The organism is Chryseobacterium taichungense (assembly GCF_900109935.1).
In the GTDB taxonomy this organism is placed as follows: Bacteria; Bacteroidota; Bacteroidia; order Flavobacteriales; family Weeksellaceae; genus Chryseobacterium; species Chryseobacterium taichungense.
The window spans coordinates 49213-68658 of the sequence record NZ_FOBV01000010.1 but is presented as its reverse complement, the minus strand read 5'-3'; the positions used below and the strand labels follow the sequence as shown (position 1 = coordinate 68658).

General features: G+C 42.0%; 18 protein-coding genes and 1 pseudogene. All 19 read right to left on the bottom strand.

Annotated elements, in window-relative coordinates; translation table 11 throughout:
* Positions 1 to 61 precede the first annotated feature (61 nt).
* Positions 62 to 2236, bottom strand: a complete 2175-nt coding sequence (locus tag BMW64_RS17800; protein ID WP_228400956.1) for a hypothetical protein — start codon at positions 2234 to 2236, stop codon at positions 62 to 64.
* A complete protein-coding gene (locus BMW64_RS17795; RefSeq protein ID WP_090001700.1) occupies positions 2151 to 2843 on the bottom strand; it encodes a hypothetical protein in 693 nt (230 codons plus the stop codon). Before BMW64_RS17795 ends, BMW64_RS17800 begins: the two co-directional genes overlap by 86 nt.
* A gap of 43 nt (positions 2844 to 2886) precedes the next feature.
* Positions 2887 to 3699, bottom strand: a complete 813-nt coding sequence (locus tag BMW64_RS17790) for a M23 family metallopeptidase (RefSeq protein ID WP_090001570.1) — start codon at positions 3697 to 3699, stop codon at positions 2887 to 2889.
* Positions 3696 to 5690 carry a type IV secretion system DNA-binding domain-containing protein gene (locus tag BMW64_RS17785; protein WP_090001567.1) on the bottom strand — a complete coding sequence of 665 codons (1995 nt, stop codon included), beginning with the start codon at positions 5688 to 5690 and terminating at the stop codon, positions 3696 to 3698. The genes BMW64_RS17790 and BMW64_RS17785 overlap by 4 nt, the downstream gene beginning before the upstream one ends.
* A 37-nt stretch (positions 5691 to 5727) precedes the next feature.
* Positions 5728 to 6594: a conjugative transposon protein TraN gene (traN, locus tag BMW64_RS17780; protein WP_078797588.1), complete on the bottom strand. Its 867-nt coding sequence runs from the start codon at positions 6592 to 6594 to the stop codon at positions 5728 to 5730.
* Between the two features lie 4 nt (positions 6595 to 6598).
* Positions 6599 to 7801, bottom strand: coding sequence for a conjugative transposon protein TraM (gene traM, locus BMW64_RS17775; RefSeq protein WP_090001565.1), 1203 nt, complete (start codon positions 7799 to 7801; stop codon positions 6599 to 6601).
* Between the two features lie 31 nt (positions 7802 to 7832).
* Positions 7833 to 8186: a hypothetical protein gene (locus tag BMW64_RS17770; RefSeq protein ID WP_078797578.1), complete on the bottom strand. Its 354-nt coding sequence runs from the start codon at positions 8184 to 8186 to the stop codon at positions 7833 to 7835.
* A 1-nt stretch (position 8187) separates the two neighbouring features.
* Entirely contained in the window at positions 8188 to 8802 is a 615-nt protein-coding gene (traK, locus tag BMW64_RS17765; RefSeq protein WP_078797577.1) for a conjugative transposon protein TraK, read from the bottom strand.
* Between the two features lies 1 nt (position 8803).
* Positions 8804 to 9862, bottom strand: coding sequence for a hypothetical protein (locus tag BMW64_RS17760; protein WP_228400955.1), 1059 nt, complete (start codon positions 9860 to 9862; stop codon positions 8804 to 8806).
* A gap of 188 nt (positions 9863 to 10050) precedes the next feature.
* On the bottom strand, positions 10051 to 10881 hold the full coding sequence (locus BMW64_RS17755) for a hypothetical protein (RefSeq protein WP_090001561.1): 831 nt from the start codon (positions 10879 to 10881) through the stop codon (positions 10051 to 10053).
* 5 nt (positions 10882 to 10886) lie between these two features.
* On the bottom strand, positions 10887 to 11552 hold the full coding sequence (locus tag BMW64_RS17750; RefSeq protein ID WP_090001559.1) for a hypothetical protein: 666 nt from the start codon (positions 11550 to 11552) through the stop codon (positions 10887 to 10889).
* A 2-nt stretch (positions 11553 to 11554) separates the two neighbouring features.
* Positions 11555 to 12211 (bottom strand): hypothetical protein, encoded by a 657-nt coding sequence (locus tag BMW64_RS17745; RefSeq protein ID WP_228400954.1) that lies wholly within the window; start codon positions 12209 to 12211, stop codon positions 11555 to 11557.
* A 37-nt stretch (positions 12212 to 12248) separates the two neighbouring features.
* Positions 12249 to 12902, bottom strand: coding sequence for a hypothetical protein (locus BMW64_RS17740; protein ID WP_078797572.1), 654 nt, complete (start codon positions 12900 to 12902; stop codon positions 12249 to 12251).
* A pseudogene (locus tag BMW64_RS17735) lies at positions 12889 to 15974 on the bottom strand (TraG family conjugative transposon ATPase). Before BMW64_RS17735 ends, BMW64_RS17740 begins: the two are co-directional and overlap by 14 nt.
* On the bottom strand, positions 15946 to 16260 hold the full coding sequence (locus tag BMW64_RS17730; protein ID WP_078797570.1) for a DUF4133 domain-containing protein: 315 nt from the start codon (positions 16258 to 16260) through the stop codon (positions 15946 to 15948). The pseudogene BMW64_RS17735 and the gene BMW64_RS17730 overlap by 29 nt, the downstream one beginning before the upstream one ends.
* Before the next feature lies 1 nt (position 16261).
* Complete coding sequence (locus BMW64_RS17725; protein ID WP_078797569.1) at positions 16262 to 16582, bottom strand: DUF4134 domain-containing protein; 321 nt, start codon at positions 16580 to 16582, stop codon at positions 16262 to 16264.
* A gap of 117 nt (positions 16583 to 16699) precedes the next feature.
* Positions 16700 to 17263, bottom strand: coding sequence for a hypothetical protein (locus BMW64_RS17720; RefSeq protein WP_078797568.1), 564 nt, complete (start codon positions 17261 to 17263; stop codon positions 16700 to 16702).
* Positions 17264 to 17283: 20 nt separating this feature from the next.
* Positions 17284 to 17934, bottom strand: a complete 651-nt coding sequence (locus BMW64_RS17715; protein ID WP_078797567.1) for a ParA family protein — start codon at positions 17932 to 17934, stop codon at positions 17284 to 17286.
* Between the two features lie 61 nt (positions 17935 to 17995).
* Complete coding sequence (locus tag BMW64_RS17710) at positions 17996 to 19435, bottom strand: relaxase/mobilization nuclease domain-containing protein (RefSeq protein WP_317048323.1); 1440 nt, start codon at positions 19433 to 19435, stop codon at positions 17996 to 17998.
* Between the last annotated feature and the right edge of the window lie 11 nt (positions 19436 to 19446).

Sequence of the window (19446 nt, the reverse complement as noted above, 5' to 3'; positions counted from 1 at the left end):
TTAAAAAAAAAGCGGCAGATCACAAAACCTACCGCTTTCGAATTAGGGTCAGGTATTTCTCTTATCGCTTGATGCTCTGCTCTTTCACGTTATTCTTTTCGTGTTTATGATCCTGTTCCAGCCCTTCCAAAGGCTTGTTGGTATTAAGCCGGTTCATATCGTTGTCATAGAGCTTAAGGTTTCGGTTCTGGGGATCGAGAACAGCTTTGCCTTCTATGACCGAATCATCCTGTTTGAATTTTACCTTGACAATATTTCCTTTCTCCAGAGATTTTATCGCGTTGTCTTTCCATTCCGGCTTGTCAAATACCAGCTCCGCTTTGTCCACGATCTTCGCTGTATCAACACCGTACTTTTCGTGGAAGTTCTGAAAATAATAGTTGTCTTTTTCAGTTTTAGGGCGACCGAAATCAAACTGAACAAAGGCGGTTGCTTCTTCCTGGGTCTTAGGGTTGAGAAACTCGGTCTTCACACTTCGTCCCTCTAAAAGATTAATGGCTTCCTTAGCGGTAAAATTATTATCCCTGCTGACCGGAAAATTGTGGGAACGATCTTCGCTGTTCTCCATTGTGAGTTTGGCGTGGTAGGCATTGAGAAAAATACCCCCTCTTTCTGTCTTGTTGAATTTCAGCGTGAAATCTACCTGGTTGCCGGGTGATGCTTTATCGGAACCGGTTTTAATCTCAAACTGCTGTTTTTTAGCAGCAATTCCTTTTTCTAAATCTTTGTGAAGCTGTTCGCCTTCTCCAAAACCGAGGTATTTCAGCTGGTCCTTCAGGTATTGTACCTGGTCGAAATCTTTTTGTGTTTCCATAATGTTTGGATTTTGATTGTTATATTGTATTTCATTCATTGTTATTGGCCTGTATGCTGACATCTCTTCTTCATCCAGGAACATTTTGATAATTTCACCGCCAGGCAAGATGGAGTAGGCTTCTGCATACTGCTGTTTTTGAAGTAATCCATAAGCCAACTCGTATTTATCATTCTTAGATAGATAATGGCCATCAATGAAATCCGGCAGTTGTCTTAATTGATGTTCAGTGAGTGAGTAGTCTCCGTTTGTAGTTCCGAATTCCATCTCTTCCTGATAGCTCTCTCTTTGGTGTTGGGTGATGTTTAGATCTTTCAGCAAAAATTTTTTCTGTTTTGTACTATTATCGTGATGAAGCAGATCATTAATTTCCTGTTCGGAAAGCTTCGGAGATATATGGTTGCGTACGGCCTTTTCTTTCAGGTCATTTTCTGCGAAAACTTTAAATTCGTTCAGGCTCGCTGAATTTTCAGAAAGGTCTTTCATACCTGTCCACTCATTTTTGCCGAACGGTAAGTGGTATTCCTGGGTTTGCAGATCATAGCTATAGTAACTCCCGCCGGTTGGACTTTGTAGGGAACCGCTTCCATCATCGTAATCGAACCAATTCCAGCCCGCTGGTAGGGAAGATGCCGGCTTCCTGTTTTCTTCATAGTCCGGCTCCTCGGTATGGGGTATTTCTTTTGCATCCGATTTTGCGGCTTCCGCTTCATACTTGCGGTAATGATAAGCCTGCTTTTCATCGTTCTGCGCATAGCTCATACCGGCACTTAATTCCGTCCTGTTGCTCAGTTCTTTCGCCCAGGTATCGGTAATTAATTTTTGCCGATCTGCCTCGTTTAGAATTCGTATGTCTCTGTAAGCGTAAATCTGCATAAATTTTTTCTCCTGCGCGGTAAATTTCCGTTCTCCGTCACGGAAGAAATGCTCGGAAGAAGTATGCTCCATCTCTTTTATAAAATCTTTATAAGCCCTTGACAGCGGCGTAATATATTGATCATACCAGCTAAGATTATTTCCTGCTTTAATAGCCACTGAATTCTGAAGATGATCATCCTCTTCTTGTAATCGGGGACTTTGCAAGTTGATGGGACGTAAATCGAAAGGCTGGCCATCTAACTGGTAGTCGAAGGTATAGCCAACCGCTTCACATTCCTCCTGGAACGCTTTACAATCTTTATAATCAAGTCCTGTGCTGGCTTCTTTTTGCTGCCATTTATCCAGGACTGCCTGCAATTCTTTGGAGAGTTGATGGTAATTTTCAAATAGATCCATTGTTACATTTTTGAAATAGGGTGTTTTATTATTTTTGAAAGCATCAAGACTTTCAAAGAATTTATCTTCTGAATCTTCGTTTCTCATCCAGCTGTTGTTCCTCATTTTCCCGCATCCGGTTGGCATCTTCATACATATCCCTGTCATTGACATTGAGTTGAACATCAGAATTACTATTGTTAATTCTTTTATCTTCGACAGCTATCCTCGTCACGGCATTAAGTTCCCTGGAAACAATATTCATATCATTTGCGATTTCCTTGGCGATTTCCGGGTACTGGTCGATTTTATCGTGGCGGTAATTTTTCAGCTTCTGCAGTTCGGCTTTATAGCGGCTGAGTTCCTGAAGGTCCTTTTGATCGGCAATAATAGCGGTGAGCTCAGTGGCATTTTTAATAAAATCGAATTCCACTGTTTTGCTGTTTTCCTTATCGAAGATGAATGCTTTTTTTTCGATATTCCATTCGTTGGGAGTCTTTGACAGGTCTTTGATGTCCGTGTACTGGACTTTTTCTTTGCTTTGTTCCAGAATTTCCGCAAGTCTTTTGTCCCGTTCCAGAAAGATGACCTTCAGCTGCGTATTGTTATTGGTAAGCTGAAAAGTAGCGCGGTTCCTGTCATTATCAGCGACAATCGTATAGCCTTGGAGAAACTTTTGGATGTCGTCAGCGCTTAACTTTTTTGAAAAAGTCAGGTCTTCATTGATTATTCCGTAGGTTTTGAGGTCTTCGGTGGGTAAATTGTGATGTTCCATAAGATGATGTTTTTTGTTAATTTTGATAGGATGTTGCAAGCCACTAATTCGCTTCAGTAAGGTCATTGAGAAAACGGATAGGATTAATATGTTTCCCGTTTTCCCTGACTGAGAAATGCAGGTGCGCACCGGTGGAGTTTCCGGAATTGCCGCTTTTGGCAATGATGAATCCGGCTTTTACCAGCTCCCCAACTTTGTAATAGATTTCCGAGAGATGCAGGTAAGCTGTTTCAAAACGGTTGAAATGTTTTACTTTGATATAATTTCCGCCGCCTTTGAGATCCCATCCTGCAGCGGTAACCACACCATCCATCACGGCATACACATTCTCATAGCGGGCTTTCAGGTCAATACCGTTATGCATTTTTGATTGTCCAAATATTGGATGTATTCTCATTCCGTAAGGAGATGTCACGGAGACAGATCTACTTAATGGCATTGCGATCTTTGAAAACTTTGGTTCTCCGGTTTCATTTTCATAGTCATTGCTTCTTATAGAAAAAGATCGTTTTTGTTCATTATTAATCAACTGACTTTGCAGCTGTAAAATCAACGAGTCCTGGATTTTTTGTATTCTCCATTTTTTGTCGTTGTTGTCTGAATTATCTTTGATGATTGTTTTCAAAGAGTCCAGTTCTCTTTTCAGGTCTGCTTTGGAGATGGTGGTAAAAATAGCCTTCCAGAATCTGTTGTCGCTTTTCTGCTTCAAATCCTTAGTCTCTTCCATCTTTTCTACAACGGCCAGATTCTCTGTTTTTTTTGGCGATCCAAGCGTCAGTGTGTTGAATTGCCCATACAAAGAGCATTTAAAAGAAAAAAGCAACCCGATCAAAAAGGATGTTATAAATGTTTTCATGAAGCTGATTTTATAAATTCATTTACGATGAGTTCCACTTCCTTATTGATCTTCCGGAAATTGCTCATCAGTACTTCCTCTTTGCGGTTAATTCCCCTCTTATCCAAAAATGAATAGTAGACCGGCATCGGAGCGTAGTTTTGCTCTTCTTCGTTGATGGCATTCATATCCAGATTGATCTTTCCATGAATTGCTGATGTCTTGTATTCGTCGGTATCGTTTTCTTCGCCTTGAGCAATCATCCCAACCATTTCACCGGTTTTTAATGCGGCTATTTTTCCGGCGGGTATCATGTGGTCCATTTTCTCATTAATACTGGTCGTTGTTCCCTGTTGTGATATCGATTGGGAATAGGATTTCTGCTTAATCTTACCAAATAGTTTTTCCAGCCAGTCCAGTGTATTCTTGTCCCTGGCCGAACCGGAAAGGATATTTCCGACAATGGCAGATATGGTGTCTGCTACTTCTTTTTTGTAAAACTGCCGGAGCTGAGGAATTTCCTGCAGCCCTAGCAACACGGCAACGCTGTTGCTTCTTGCTGTTGCGACCACGTTGTCTATTTTGTGGATATAAATGGTCGGAAACTCATCAGCAATAATGCCTCCCGGCAGATTGTGCTTGGAATTGACCAAACGCAGCGTTCTGTTCAGTACCGAAGAGTACAGCGCAGAGTTAATATCCTGTGTTCCTGGGTCTGAAGCTAAAATCAATATAGAAGGATTTTCCCTGTCGGTAATTTTCAGCTCCACTTCATCACCGGAAAAAACCCAGAAACTTTCTTTCGTAGCTAGTCTGGAAAGAAAGATCTTCAAAGTCCCGATCTGTCCTTCCAACTGGTCAAAAGCTTTATTGTCATATGCCGTTTTGAAGGGAGAAAGGAGTGAACCAATTTCTTCGTTGGTAAACAGCGTGTCAAAAATTTCCTGGTAGCTACGGTTCATGAAGGAAAGAATATGCGGCAGGTCCGAGTATTTCCCATTTTCCAGGGTGGCAAAAAAATAAATGCAGGATGACAGGAAGTTGATCGCAGATTGGGTAAAGAATGCATCCGATCCTCCGCCGGAGCTGCTTCCGCCTTTTTGTAGTGAGGATACCATCGATTCCGCCATTTCCTGTGCTTCTGCCAGTGTTTGGATATACTTTTTATGAAAAGGATTGACCCTTTTTGATCTCTCGACCTCGTTCAGGCTGATGACGTGAAACTGATGGTTATATCCCGATTCTTTACTTTTTTTGATCAAATAGTGATAGTAGGCGATCTGGGCCAGATCCGGAAACTTGAAGTCGTAAATGCACAAGCAGAAACCTTTGGCGATCATCTGCCTGATGGCAGGATTGATCACGCCGAATGACTTTCCACTGCCTGGCGTTCCGATGATCATAGTTCCGCGAAAAGGATTAAGATTGATCCAGCCTTTATTGATTTTTGCATTGTAACGGAACAAATAAGGAATATTAATGCTGGTATCGGTATCGACCAGTTCTTTGTTCTGGTCAAAAGATTCCTCTTCCACATTCCACCGGTCTTTCCCCATTTTCTGCTGCATCAACTTAGAGATGCTGTCTGCGCCCATTTGAAGAATTACAGCACCCAGAAAAGAGAGAACTGCATAAATGACCTGGTACAGGTTCATCCCGGGGAAGACTTTTGGAAGCTTAGTGTCTCCTGCTTCCTTCTGCCATAATAGGGAACAGAACATCATTACCAGTCCCAAGACAATTGGGACGATGATCTCCTTAGCTAGGTTGAGATCTTTCTTTTTCTTAGCCTTCGTGCCGATAGCAACCAACCCAATCAAAAGGAGTGTGGCAAACTTAGCATTAATGGGTGGATAAATAAAGCTCATCTTCGAGAAGTTCTTCAGGAGATTAGACACGACCGGAACATCCGCATTCAGGTAAAACAGCGAAGCACAATCCAATGCAACGACCGCATAAACTGCCTTTTGCAGGAATCCGTAGATTTTGATCTGATGTTGTTGCTCTTGCATTTCTTTTTATTTAAAAAATTAGCTCAGGCCTAGCCTGTTAGAAGGTGTCCGCTTTAAGGATATCCGAATAGTTCACTTTCATTTCAATGGTCCTTCCTGAGAGCTGTTCCTCAATCAACCGGATCATCATTACTTTCGAGTTCGGATAAGTGAATTTTTTAAATACATAAATATTCCTTAGGTTTTTTCTGAAGTGCTTTTGAGGATTTAGCTGAAATACCGGTGTCATTTCAATGCTCTGATTGTTGGTCGCCTTATGGATCTTCTTATCTTCAATGGAAAACTTAAGCGCTTCCAGGTCGTAGCTTAGATTGGAAGTATTTTTAAAGGTCATATCCAGAAAGATGTAATCACCCATCACATATACATTGTTAAGCTGCATACTGAGATTCAGGTTGTTTTCTGTTCTGACTGGTTTTTTATCGGTCTTATTCTGAATGATGTCCAAGGCAAATTTCCTTAGCTCACGGTTTGAGAAGCTCATTTTGTCAAACTCGATGGGCTGCATCGCTTCGGGCTGAATGTGGATGTTAGTAATGGTATTAAGGTTGTCGGGGCTTCTGTAGACCGCTTTATACTGTGCGATGAAAGACTGACCGACAACGGTGATGATACCCACTGTGTCTCCGCTGAAAAAAGAGATGGATTGTTTCTTCTTGTCCTTATCTGAAATACCAGTATCGGTAATTTTAATTCTTGCGATATTGCTGGCTGGAAGATCGCCGGTCAGCCTATCGGTGGAAAGGTCAACATATTGAATCGGTTCAGGCGAGATCATATGCAGGTTGATTCCTTCCGTGATCTCAAGTTCCGGCAGATCAGAAATGATCTGCTCAGGGGTGGCAGTTTGTGCAGTGAACAATGTTGCGGTGAACAGCAGTAGGCTGTATAATAATGTTTTCATCATTTTATTTATTTTGCTGGTTTTGTGATTCTTTAAGCTGTTTTTCATCGATCAGGAATACATAGGAGTTGTATTTCAGTTTGGCTTTATTGGTTTTGATCAGGTTAGCGATGGATTTCGAGGTGGAAGTAAACAACTTGGAACCGATGCTGGTAAAGAATCCCTGTCCGCCCACATCCATCTGCGTTCCCTGAACCGAATTGCTGCCCATTTCCCGGATCATATCGCGGAAAACGCTTTGCGGTACATACAGGCCTTTCATTCCATCCACATCATAGATGGAGAGGTTGACCGGAAAAATCTCTCCCCGGGTGAACACCGATATGATCTTAAGATCAACCCTTTGCATGGAGAATCCGGAAATCTGCCCATAGAGAATAGAACCTTTGCTGATTTTACGGTTGCCCACAAAAATATCTTCCAATAGTCTGAATCTTATCCGGCTGCCAAGAAAGCCTTTGTTGTTTTCGTCAATGACTGCCTTGATAAAGCTGTTTTCCTGTTCTTTATAGAATGCATTGAACACATTGTTGATTCCTGATTTGCTGACATTAAAGGTAGAGTTAAGAAATTCTTCCATCTTTTCCTTATTGGCTTTGAGCCGTTGTTCTGCCGCCAGTTTGCTTTGGTATTCCGGGTCTCTGGCCTTTTCCAACGAATCCATTACAAGCATCTGCTCTCTTAGGTATTTGACGGGATCTGGCTGGACCGATTGTGTTTTTTCTTTTGGTGTATCAGCGTATTTAATTTCCTGATTTCCATACGATCTGTCATTGAGCATCCGGATTATTTCCGCCGACTTTTTATAGTCCTTATCCTCATTGCCTTTCTTTGAATCATAGTAGGATGAAGGATTTCCTTTGCCCTGGTATTGATTCTGTCTTGAGGATACTGCTTTCAGCGAATCGATTTTTCTTTTTTGAGCCAGTGATAATTGGTCATCATAACTTAGCAGGCTGTCCTGTTCCTTATCCAGTCCTTCCAGCATTGTCCGGTTGTCATCTCTTTTGAAAAATGCATCATAGGCATCATTCTTATTCATAATCGAATCCTTGCTTTCGCCTAATGAAAAGAAAAGCTCCTTAGGCTTGTCCTTGGGTTTTTCCTCTTTGGTAAACTCCGCACCGACATAGCCGAAAAGAAGCAGGAAGGGCAGCGCTAAGAGCGGCAGCACATATTTTTTCTGTTTGAAATCTATTTTCTTCATTGCGTTTTAATTTTTATAACATTATCCGGTACTACCGGCTATTTTTCAACTGCTGGAATCGATTAAACAAAAACTCTATTCTCAGGCTGTCTTCTTTTTGCAGTGCATTCCGGTCTTTTTTTTCTTTCAGCAACTTCAGCTCATCAACGATCTTTTCCATTTCCTTATTCTGGACAGAAACTGAATTCTGACTTATCCCAGTATTGGAATAGAGAACAGGCGGTTTAATGGTAAAGGTCTTTTGGGAAGGAAAGAAGATTCCCTGTATCAGCGATCCTATAAATGAGACCGAAAGAAAGATCATCGAATAGGTAAAGAACCTTTTCGGATTTTTAGCCACGAGGTCCAGCCACTTTTTGCCGGTTTGTTTTATAAAAGCATTCATCTTAATACGAATTTTTGGTTTGATTGGAAAGTTCCTCGTTATCGATGATGCGCCAGTTCTTAAGCAACACCCCGTGTGGATTGTTAGGGCTTCGGATGATGTCCTCAAAAAATCCTTCGGTGATGAGCTTTCGTGTTATGACCGAAGATTTTCTGGTGATCATCTGCTTACCGAAGAATTGAAATTTGTTTTGCTCCACATTGAGGCTGATCGAATCAGCGTGAATGCTGACCATTGAGCTGGAAGCCACGATCTGGTTGTAAAATCCTTTTTCCCGGAGATTGGTGTATTCCTTCTTTCCGCTGTCGTCAATGAGATACAATGACTTCTGAATATTCTCCTTGATATAAGCATCGTCCGGAGCCAGTGTGAAAAACAGGCGGTGGAACAATTCGATCTGGGCTTTGTATTCTACGGGCCGGTTCAAAAGCACATCCGTCTGTTTAGCCAATACGGGAACCCCATTATCGAGAACATAAATGGATCTGCGGGAATCCTGGATCATCCGGTAGGAAAAGAAAAACCCAGCAATAACGATAAAGACCGCAAAGACAATGGCTGATAAGGATACGATCTTATTGATCTTGATTCGCTGTTCTATATTTTTTATAAGCATTTTAATTCTTTTTGTTATTCATTGCGCTACTCACTCGACCTGAAGCAGTACCTGCTGCGGCTGATTTAGCGGCCGATGCCGCTGCCGCAGCACCTCCTGTTTTCACCGTAAGCACTGCTGTTTTAGCACTACTTGCCACTTTTCCGGCAGCTTGTTTCATTTTCGTCATAGCACCTTCTCCGCCTGCGGTCACAATCGTATCCGCAATGGTCGGGGTCATCAATACCCCGATACCGGTCACGATATAAGCGACACAGGTAAAAAGCTGGTTGTAGATCATTCCGGAATTACTGACATAGACCATCAAGGCATCGAGATTGGTCACTGTGCCGTTGGTCAGTAAAGTGTCATAGCGTTCGATTTCCATGGTGTACCCTGAAGCAATAAGCTGCTGTCCGATATTGATGATCGTGTAGGCGACAAACGTGTAAAGGTTTATATTGATAAATTTGGAAACCCAGCTGTACAGTGAATTTTCAAATCCCGGCACCAACGCCATTCCGACTGCAATAGGACCTAAAATGATAAGAATGTACGCCCAGATCTTCTGGATAAAGAATATAAGGTAAACACAAATCCTGAGAACAGAAAGACATACAAACTCGATAACCTCGGCGACCAGTTTCTGCATTTGGAACTGCATCCTGATCTGCCATTCCTTGATGGGTTGCAGCAGCTTATCAATCCCGTCGCTGATATCAAACCACGAATCATCAGCATCTTTGGAGGTATTATTAATCACTTCCTGCTTCGCATCTTCTTCGGCATTGAGCTTAATGACCGCGTCCAGCAATTGCTGCTGCTTTTTAAACCTCTGCACCCTCAGGTCATTGACCTCAGATTCGATATCACTGAAAATCGCAATGCCGGGTTCTGCGATAGCCTCGAACGGTGCCTGGATCAGATTAACAAATCCGGTCCAATAGACTAAAGTGAATCCAATGAGGATCGGTTTAAGCATCGGGGTAATTTCCCATTCCCGGTCTCCGGCGGCCATCTGCCAGCCCATATAGCCGAGATACATCAGTGCGCCCAGTCCTCCGATCGCTCTTCCGACCAATGCGGAACCTTGAGCGCTGTCCTGAATACTGGTGTCCAGCTTGGTAAACACCTCCATAAACCACTTTTCGAAAGCGCCGTCACCCTTCAGAAACTGAAGCAGGTTGCTGTAGTCGCCATCGGTTTGCGCAAAGCCCATTATGGGAAGTACTATTGCCAAAAGGCAAAGCGTTAGTTTTTTATTCATCTCTAATATTTGTGTTTATAGTGCTGCATCACGTTTTGAACAATTCCTTTGTCTGAGGCCGGTGTCCATTGTGTTGGCAATGCGGTGGGTAAATGGCTGTTCAGGATGTTTTTGTAATCCAGAAGCAACGTTGTTCGGTTATTGTACCTTCTCAGTTCCTGCACAAATTTTCGCCAACGGATCAGCGTTTCGTGATACATGATAAAGCGTTTTCCCCTCGGCATATCCATTGACCGGGATAACGTGTATTTCTCTTTTATAAGATCAAGTTCTTCCTGAAGCCGTTTTAAGGTTCCCGTACTATTAAGCGTTTCGTAGGTCTGCTGGTCTTTTAGCCGCCAGTCGATAAAGTTCTGCGGGGTGTCCGGAAATTCCGTGATCGGCTTGAGCATCCGCTTGTAATACAATAACCAAAGCGGATCCGCATCGACTGTAGCAGAAGTCCAATGTGCAAAGTCCTGCACGCTTCTTTTATAGATCGTGTCGGATGCAGCCTTGATCTTCTTAGCTTCCTCTTCCTGGAATTTGAGCTGTGCGAACCGCAGATTTTGTTCTCCGGTAGGTTTCAACGGACGGATATCGTCCCCGTCCTTATAATCCCTATTGATCTTGGGAGCCCACATTCCCCATACCGTAGCGTAGGCAAAATTAGTCTGGATACCCAGGAAATATTTGGGGTATGGCCGCCAGTCGCCCCAGCTTTCAAAGGTCATTCTCTTATGCTGGGCAACGATCGAAGGATCATTCAGTCTTTTGACACTTAGCTGCGCTGATGCCGCAATGGCGACACATACAAAAACCAAGAATATCCCTTTTTTAAATAGTATTTCCATAATTCTTAATTGAAGATGTATTTGTATTTGATGATGATATGTCCGACAATGGCCTTGTCGATATTGAGGTAGTTCCTGAGAACAGGAACCTGGTACAGGTACGGTATTTTCCTCGCGTTTTCAAGTCTCATAATAATGTAGAGGATGTTCCCGTGAATATTCCTTACCCGTGTAAAGACCTTCTCAATGAGCATTTCCCGGTCGCTGGCATCCATCAAAAAGTCTTTGTCTTCGTTAAGTATATCCTGTGAGACCTCCTGCTGGAGCTTTATGACCTGGTTTCCGATTTCTACATAATATTTTGAGACCAATGCGGCATACTCGGGATGCTGCGTAGACAGGTTTAGCATCTTATTGGAATTGCTGACGATCTTTCCCAGATACTGATAAAGGTAGATCAGCTTTTTGCTTTGGGTCAGTGCTGAATTGACATTTTTCAGTTGCTGATAGATATACTCCTGAATGGCGATCACCTGCATTGTTTTATTGTTGATCTCGTCGTAGAGTTCTTTCTGCTTTTTGTAAGAATCCAGGAATGCCTGCTCACTGACCAGTCGTACGCCGTGATTAACGGTAATTTGCGACAGCAGTTTATCGTTGATCACGATCTGTTGGCTTGTAACACGAGTTACGCCAAAGAGAAACGTTGCAAAGATTATTATTTTCTTCATCGCTAAAAGGATTTGATGTGGTTCATAATGTTTTCTACAACCTGTCGGTCCCTGTTGACATAGTACTGGAAGGCTCGTTTGTTCCGCAGCACCTTGGCTTTGATATCCCTTATTTTCAGAAGCATGTGGGTTGAATTCCTACTGAGTACTTTGACCTCGCCTAAGGCATAATCCAGTAATACCTTTCGTTCCGATTGTTCCATCTGGTTGATGGCGCCGTAAGACAAAATAATTCCTGTGAGTAAGCGTAAGGTCATTTGAAGATCATCCACAAATTGCAACTGTGAAGGCAGTACTGCGATAATAGAGTAAGGAGCTGTACTGATCTCGTTGATAATGGCCGTTTGATTATCCGTAATTTTGGTAATTTCCCTGCTCAGGTTCACACCTGCCGGAATAGCCTGTATAGCAAAAGATACAATACGCAGCCTGTCCTGGATCTTGGTCACTTTGTCTTTGAAGTTCTTCCACTGGGATTGGTTGGCTGTTTCTACCGAGGCACTCAGTGTTTGCTTTTGCCGCATTTCTTTCTGCCGATCGTGTTCTTTCATGGTGGCATTGATCTCAAGGTTCATCATTGGGAAAGAAACATTCTCCTTTTGCCAGGCTGGTGTTGAGCCACCGCCGGAAGAGGTGATAACGGTATATCCGATTAGCATGAAAAGGGTATAAAAAATCTTTTTCATCACAGAAATATTAAAAATTCCGTCTGTAGCGGTTCATAATATCATCCACAATGGCCTTATCGGTATTGATATATCCTGCAAAAGGATTGATGGAATTCCAGAATCCAAGCCTGTTGGCTTTCTCCAGTCTCAGCTTGATAGCCAGAAGCCACAGCTTTAAGCTTTTCACATTTCCTGAAATGTTATGAAGGATCTTATAACGGTCGCCTGCAGTAGCCAGATTTAATTCTCCCGATGCCAAAATATCCGATACATCCGTTACGATCTTCAGGCTTTGTTCATAGGTTTTCTGCGAAGCCCTGGTACCGAAAATCGCATACTGGGGATGCTGCGAAGCCAGCTGCACCACCTCTGACGAATAGGTATAGCATTTGTTCAGTTCGGAGTAGATCTCCTGTACCTGGATTCCGTTCTGTAAGGTTCCTGATACTTCCTTCAATCCTTTCAGTATTTTATTCTGAATATCATTGGCAGCGACCATCTGGGTTCCCACCCAGGTCTGAGCATCCTTTAATTTCGACGTTTCATCAATAACCTCATTCTGTTTGGCTTTCAGATTTTCCGAATAGAGGATCATCGCAGCAGTTACCGTAGGGTCGATGTAGGTGTTCTGAGCAGATACCCATCCGTAGAATCCTAAAAATAACAGGCTAAACTTTTTCATATTGATATTCTTTTTTATTGATTAATTCAAGGAAAGTGATGTTTCGCTCTTCCAGTTCCTGGCCGATGATCTTGAAGATATTTTTCCCGGGATGGTTATTTTTCATATGATGGTAGTAGGAAACTACTTTCTTATCCAGAGGATGCCGGTAGAGATTGACCAAAGACACCAGGTTTTCAAGACTGTCACCGAAAACTTTTAAATCCGATACAATCTTTATCAAAGCCTCGTCATAATTGCCATACTTTTGTACATAATACTCCACGGCTGATTTCTCAGGCTTTTCAGTAGTATAGGTCAGGTATTGTTCAAGGGAGACTTCATTGCCGTAGACCTCACCCTTGGAACCTCTCTTCAGATAAAACTCCTTAAACCGGCTTCGTCCGGATTTATTGTTGAGATTATTGATCGTAAAGATCTTGTTTTGCTCCACTTTATTCAGCGATAACAGCGATGCTATCCGCTCAAAGTTGTCCTTGAACTTGGTCTGGTCTAACAGGATGAATGTATCGGAATTGTTGATGATCGAATCTTTTACCACAGCATTTCCAATGATGTCATCCAGTTCCTGTGTGACAACCACCGCTTCTCCCCAGAATTTTCGGACGGTTTTATAGAGGTACAAAATGTAACCACCCATCAGCTTACTGGCAATCGCTTTCCAAGCTTCTTCAATGATGAGAGCCTTTCTTCGGTCCTTTCTCAGACGCATTTTCTGAATGAATGTGTCCATAATGATGAGGGTTACAATCGGAAACAGTTTCGGATTATCTTTCACATTATCGATCTCGAAGACAATGAAGGATTCATCAAAGAGCGTATTATCAGCAGATTCATTTAAGGTCGTTCCGTATCTTCCCCCTTTGTAAAAATCCCTCAGCACAAACAGAAACGTCCGAAGGTTGAACTCCCTTTCCGTAATGCTGTGCTTTTTGTTGTTGAGATAAAGCGGCAAGAACTTGTCGCAGTAATCATAAAATCCATTGAACGAAAGCTCTTTGGCTTCCAGCTTTTCATCGAGCTCCTTGATCTTTTTGATAATGGCGTTTCGGAAACTTTGATCCTGGTCTGCTAAAGACTCCGGACGTTCTATGATATCTTTTGACTTGATAAGGATAAGCTGCGTTTCATTGTAGATCTTTCTCCGCTGCTCATCGCTGAGAGTTTCATAGGCTTCATAAACCTTGTAAAACCTTTCGCTGTCGTAATCAGGGTTATTCAGGTTTTTATCAGGATGGTAAGATTTCAACAGTTTTCGTCCTGTCTCTTTAATTTGATCGGCAGATGCATCAAAAGGTATCCCCAGAATATCATAATAGCTGGTTTCAGAACCACCTCCGGTCGCTGACCCCTCGGTTACGATATCTTCTTCGTGAATATTATATTTTGCAAGGTAAAGAATCAGTTCTTCCGATGTTTTATTGTCAAACCAATCGGTTCCCGAATTGAAATACTGATGGTAATAGGACATCAGCACATTATCAAGAATTGATTTCTGCGCAGACGACACCGTTGCATCCGGCCCTTGCCAGATCAGGAAGATCAGGTTGGTCAGAAACTCTATTTTCTCAATATTGAATTCTTTTTTATCCATCAGAAAAGGATTCATCGTAATCGGTTTTTCTTCGGTGTACTGGATATACCGTCCGCCTTTATATTGGCAGGTTCCCGAATAAGAATCACCTGTATCAACGATCACCACATCATAATTGTAGGTCAGATACTGTTCGATAATATTGTTCATCAGGAATGATTTTCCCGAACCGGATGGTCCCAGAACAAATTTGTTCCGGTTGTTGATCCGTCCGGTTTTCATCGGCAGGTCAGCGGGGTCAACTTTTAATGGTACGCCCTGCCGGTCTGTGAATCTCAGGTAGAAGTTGGATTCTTCATTCACGGGATAGCTTTCTTTAAAAAAAAACACAAGGCCGCTTCGCTTGTCGTCATAAAAAGATCATAGTCCCTGAGTTCTGTTGAATTGCCCGGAATGGCTGCCCGGAATAGTTCCAACTGATTGTAGGCATTCTTGGAAACGATGATCCCTTTGGTAAATAGCTTATTCTCAATTTGGGACTGTATCCCTTCCATTGCTTCCAGCGTGTTGGTTGAAAACAGCAGCGAAAAATGAGCATTCACTACCAGCTGGCCATCAATAGCGATATTATGAAGCAGGGTTTGGATCTCTTCTGCGATAATGGCATTGGATGGTGAATTATTGGCCGCGCCTTCGTGCTTTTTCTTCTTTTTATCGAGTTCCCGCTGTTGTTGTGCTTGCAGTGGAATGGTAATGACCTGGTTGTAAACAATGGTTTCGTAATCCTCCAGCTCATTGATAAAGGTAAAATTATCAACCGCTGTTTCGGAAGCGGCTCCGTTTCCGCCGAGGATGGAGTAGGGTTCTATTTCAGAGGGCAGGTCAATATTTTCGACATCGACAAAGGCAATATTCTTGACATACCGATTGCCTATTTTCAGATATTCACTGGTACTTTTGATATTGTCAAATACCGGGACGTCTGAAAGCTGCATTGACAAAACCCCTGAGATGTAGTATTCAAAATCTTTTTCCAACAGAAATTCAGGTTCGCAGCCACTCTGCTTCAGCAGCATAAACACCTTCTGGCATTTGTCCCTGAGCTCTTTATAACTCTTTTCTGTTATACTGCCACCGGTCGCTGACCGACCGTTTTTTTTAATTTTATCATGAATGAGATCCGTAAACAGTATGACTGTTTCAATAGTTTTAAAAAGCCTTCCGTCAAAATGCTCTGAATATTTCTGCTGCAGGAATTGAGGGGATGGCTCAGCGGCGTATTTCTTTTTGGTGAATATATCCAGCTTCTGAACGATCCTTCCTTCTCCTATGATCGACACGACCTGATTAAGAACCGTATGGAAGTTCAGGTAATTATCCGGGTCAGCAGAATACTGCTCAACGATGTTTTTGATCCTGATCCCGATGATGGGATTGCCGTATTGTCCGAACAGCACGTCAAAATCCCAATTGAAATACTTTCCGTAATCGTAGCCGATAAACGGAATATCAAAGGTTTGTTTTTTTGCTGCTGCCATTTTTAAAAATTTTATTGTTGTTCATTCTTTTTGGAAAAATGAAGATCTGATCAAAGTTTTTGGTCTTGTCGTAGAGTCCGTATTTATCCTGCCTTCTGAAGATCAGGTAAACACCTCCGGCCGTAGCGGCCAGTCCCAGCAGTGAACCCAGCAATCCGAATTTGGACAGGACCAGAGCCGCTAAGACGCCTGCGCCGATAACGCCTACTGCATAGATGATATACTTTCCTTTTAGTCCGAAGAATACAAGAGGCTTTTTCAGCCCCTTGTAGAGGTAAAATCCCATTTTATGCGAAAAAAGAGGTTACAAATTCAGGAACAACGATGAGGAAGATCATCGCCCCGCCATAACCCAGGATTTCCTTATTGACATCCTGATCACCGTTGGTCCATTTGTTATAGACCCGAAGACCGCCGATAAAACCGACCAATCCGCCAACGGCTTTTAAGATCAGCTTGATTGGGTCCCAATAGTCTTTAATGTCATTGGCTGCATTGGAGATGGCCGTAGCACCTCCCTGTGCCAGCATGGGCGTGACCGCCATTAGAAGCAGTGCCGCAGTTAATAATTTTTTCGTTGTTAGGTAACGTTTGCATTTGTGTTTCATAATAGGTAAGATTTATATTTGAACTGTGTTTTTTTTGTTCAGAAAAAGGCATAGGAGGTGTGCTGTCCGGCTCAATGGAGCGGATCGGATAAAGAGTATTGAAGGTTGTTTAAGTTGCTAGATCATTGAATGGTAGACCTTGAAGCCATCACGGTCTGAAAGGACCTGGACCTGGGTCTCAGCAAGGCTGAGGAAGTGGTTGAATTGCTGTTTGAGTTTTAAAGCAGGATCTTCTTTCTTGTGTTCGGATTTCGTATTTTCATCATTGGATTTCGCAGTTGAAAACTCTTGTATGTCAGCATTCTGAGTATTCATTTCTTTGGCTGCATCTTCCTGATTTTCTTCTTTGATTTTTGTATTTTCTTTAAAATCATCAATGTCCTGCTCAGATTCAAATTTCTTACGCCAGTGTTCGAGATCATGCGGTTCATCCGGTTCTTCGTCATTTGAAGAAAAGATCTCCTTAGTATTAAATGAATTGGGTGTATTGAGTTGCTCTACATCATCGATGCTGACTGACTTGATTTCATTAGCATCAATCTCTGAGAATGTTGTAAGGGCATATTCTTCAGCCTCTTCTTCTTTTAATTCAGGATCTTTTTTGAGAAAAAGGTCGTAAACAATATTTCCTGCGTAATACAGTAGATAAAGGACGAGGATGGTAAGAAATATTTTGATCATTGTAAGTGTTTTTAGAATCGTTATATGTTAATTTCAAGTATATGGTTGATGTGATCGATCAGTTCATTGAAAGGATGTTTGACCGCATATTTCTGTTCATAGGTCAGTTTTCTCGTATCAATGGTCTGAAGACAATTCCTTTTGAATACCGAATTTTTCAGCAGGATGCCGTATTTACTGATCTCGGCATCCATTCCCTCCTGGTTTTGGTATTTGTAGCCTTTATCATATTTGGACCGGATAAAAACTCGCTCCGCCTGACTTTCCAGCAATCCTAAAAAATTGATAAAAACCAGCGTCGATTTTGCGGAGACATTGGAATACTCAAATGGGATCACGATAAAATCACTGTAGATCAGCAGGTCACTATACCGTGCATCCAGCGTTCCGGCAAGGTCAAAAACGTTAACCTCCTCACTTTCTTTCATTTCGATCAGATGCTCAAAATCGGAGAAAGGCTGTTCATTGTCCTCATCAATAATCCTGACCTCATACAGTTTAGGCAGTTCTGATTCTTCATCTTCGATCCATTTGTGGTAGAAAGATTTCTGAAAATCAAAATCGAACACGTTGACCTTTCTTTCGGATACTCCCGAAATATAATTGGCAAAAGCAATCGCAAGTGTGGTTTTGCCAGTTCCACCTTTTTGTGTCCCGAATGTGATAATCATTTTTATTGTTTTTAGTTGATGGCTTGTAGCCAGGTTATGACTAGCTAAAAAACGCTCGGTCTTATCTCTTTTTCTTTCGCTTTTTCAATTCGTTCTCGGCCGGGTCTTTTGATGTACCGGAAGACCTCATCCATTTAAACAGCATTTCGTTTACGGCTTGCTTCAACTCTTGTCCAGTACTGTTTTCCGGATTCTTTTCATTTTTCGGCTCCGGATTTAGAAACTGCTGATATTGCTTCTCGCCGATCAATGATTGCAGCTCACCAACGAAGTGAAGCCTGGAATGGATTGCATAATATTTTCCTTCGTCGGATCTTAAAAGACTGACTTGATATCCACCCTGACTTTTAAGATATTCTTTCACATCACTTCTGATGGCATTGAATGTTTCCCTGTTCTTCAGCTTTTTATTCTTAAACAGCATAAAATCACTTAGCTCATTTTCCGGATACCTTTCTTTTAAATATTTTAATAGTACCGTCTTAGTTTCCGCATTGGGAATGCCATAATCTTTCAGCTGTTCAAAAAGCCTTTTATCCATTCTGGTCGATGTGAATTCAAACAATTCCCCCATCTTCATGATCTCACTGCCTTTATAAATTGTTGCGGTCCTGTGATCGATCAAAGTGTATCCGAAAGGCATTTGATTATCCTTATGATGAAATACGATGTCGACGCCGAAAGAGTCTCTCAGTTTTTTCTGAAGCTCGCTTTCAAACTCAATTTCCGGTTTCCAATAATCTTTGTGCTTTCCCTCAGGGAGCATCGCCTCCTGTTTTCTGTAATCATCTATTCTAAACACTTTGTTGGAATAGAGCTGCCTGTATTTTGAAAAAATGGCCCTGATCTGCCTGATCCGTTTCTCGCTTTCCTTATTGCTGAAAACAATCTGATCTGCTGAGATTCTTCGCCGTACAATGCCGTTCTTTGAAATGGTAATGGATTTTCCATCATTTGTGTTTTCGATCAATTGGTAACCATTTCTGTTGAGCAAAGTTTTCAGCTGCTGAAAAGAGCCAATTTTGTAGTTTAAAAGTTGATTTATTTTTCCCTCCTCATTTATGCCGTAGCGTTTTTCCATCACCTGGGCCAAAGCTTTTTGCGCCTTTAGCTTTTCGTAGCTGTCATCAATCTTTTTCCCGGTTTGTTTATCCACCCTTGTGGAAACAATATGGATGTGATTATTTTCGGTATCCTTGTGGAAAACTGCAATGTAGGGCTGTTGTCCGTATCCCATTTGTGCCATAAAATCTGCGCTGATCCCTGTAAGGTCTTCCTTGCTGTGCTCCTGGAATTTGGTAGAGATCACGGCATGGAATTGTGGCTTTTGTACCTTATTGCTTTTGGATATCGCTTTCAGATAATCCCTTACTTGCTGCTTATTGCTGTTTTCATTAATAAATGACGGAAAATTCTTCATCAGCATCAGTTCTCCCTTTCCCTTGTCAATCTTTTTGTCGTTGTAGTCTACTCCCGGGAAATTGGTTCCCGCTGGTTTCATAATCTTGACGA

Coding starts and splice junctions, on each gene's coding strand:
- BMW64_RS17800 (WP_228400956.1), bottom strand. CDS start 2,236: ATGACAGGGATATGTATGAAGATGCCAACCGGATGCGGGAAAATGAGG.
- BMW64_RS17795 (WP_090001700.1), bottom strand. CDS start 2,843: ATGGAACATCACAATTTACCCACCGAAGACCTCAAAACCTACGGAATA.
- BMW64_RS17790 (WP_090001570.1), bottom strand. CDS start 3,699: ATGAAAACATTTATAACATCCTTTTTGATCGGGTTGCTTTTTTCTTTT.
- BMW64_RS17785 (WP_090001567.1), bottom strand. CDS start 5,690: ATGCAAGAGCAACAACATCAGATCAAAATCTACGGATTCCTGCAAAAG.
- traN (WP_078797588.1), bottom strand. CDS start 6,594: ATGAAAACATTATTATACAGCCTACTGCTGTTCACCGCAACATTGTTC.
- traM (WP_090001565.1), bottom strand. CDS start 7,801: ATGAAGAAAATAGATTTCAAACAGAAAAAATATGTGCTGCCGCTCTTA.
- BMW64_RS17770 (WP_078797578.1), bottom strand. CDS start 8,186: ATGAATGCTTTTATAAAACAAACCGGCAAAAAGTGGCTGGACCTCGTG.
- traK (WP_078797577.1), bottom strand. CDS start 8,802: ATGCTTATAAAAAATATAGAACAGCGAATCAAGATCAATAAGATCGTA.
- BMW64_RS17755 (WP_090001561.1), bottom strand. CDS start 10,881: ATGGAAATACTATTTAAAAAAGGGATATTCTTGGTTTTTGTATGTGTC.
- BMW64_RS17750 (WP_090001559.1), bottom strand. CDS start 11,552: ATGAAGAAAATAATAATCTTTGCAACGTTTCTCTTTGGCGTAACTCGT.
- BMW64_RS17745 (WP_228400954.1), bottom strand. CDS start 12,211: ATGCTAATCGGATATACCGTTATCACCTCTTCCGGCGGTGGCTCAACA.
- BMW64_RS17740 (WP_078797572.1), bottom strand. CDS start 12,902: ATGAAAAAGTTTAGCCTGTTATTTTTAGGATTCTACGGATGGGTATCT.
- BMW64_RS17730 (WP_078797570.1), bottom strand. CDS start 16,260: ATGGGATTTTACCTCTACAAGGGGCTGAAAAAGCCTCTTGTATTCTTC.
- BMW64_RS17725 (WP_078797569.1), bottom strand. CDS start 16,582: ATGAAACACAAATGCAAACGTTACCTAACAACGAAAAAATTATTAACT.
- BMW64_RS17720 (WP_078797568.1), bottom strand. CDS start 17,263: ATGATCAAAATATTTCTTACCATCCTCGTCCTTTATCTACTGTATTAC.
- BMW64_RS17715 (WP_078797567.1), bottom strand. CDS start 17,934: ATGATTATCACATTCGGGACACAAAAAGGTGGAACTGGCAAAACCACA.
- BMW64_RS17710 (WP_317048323.1), bottom strand. CDS start 19,435: ATGAAACCAGCGGGAACCAATTTCCCGGGAGTAGACTACAACGACAAA.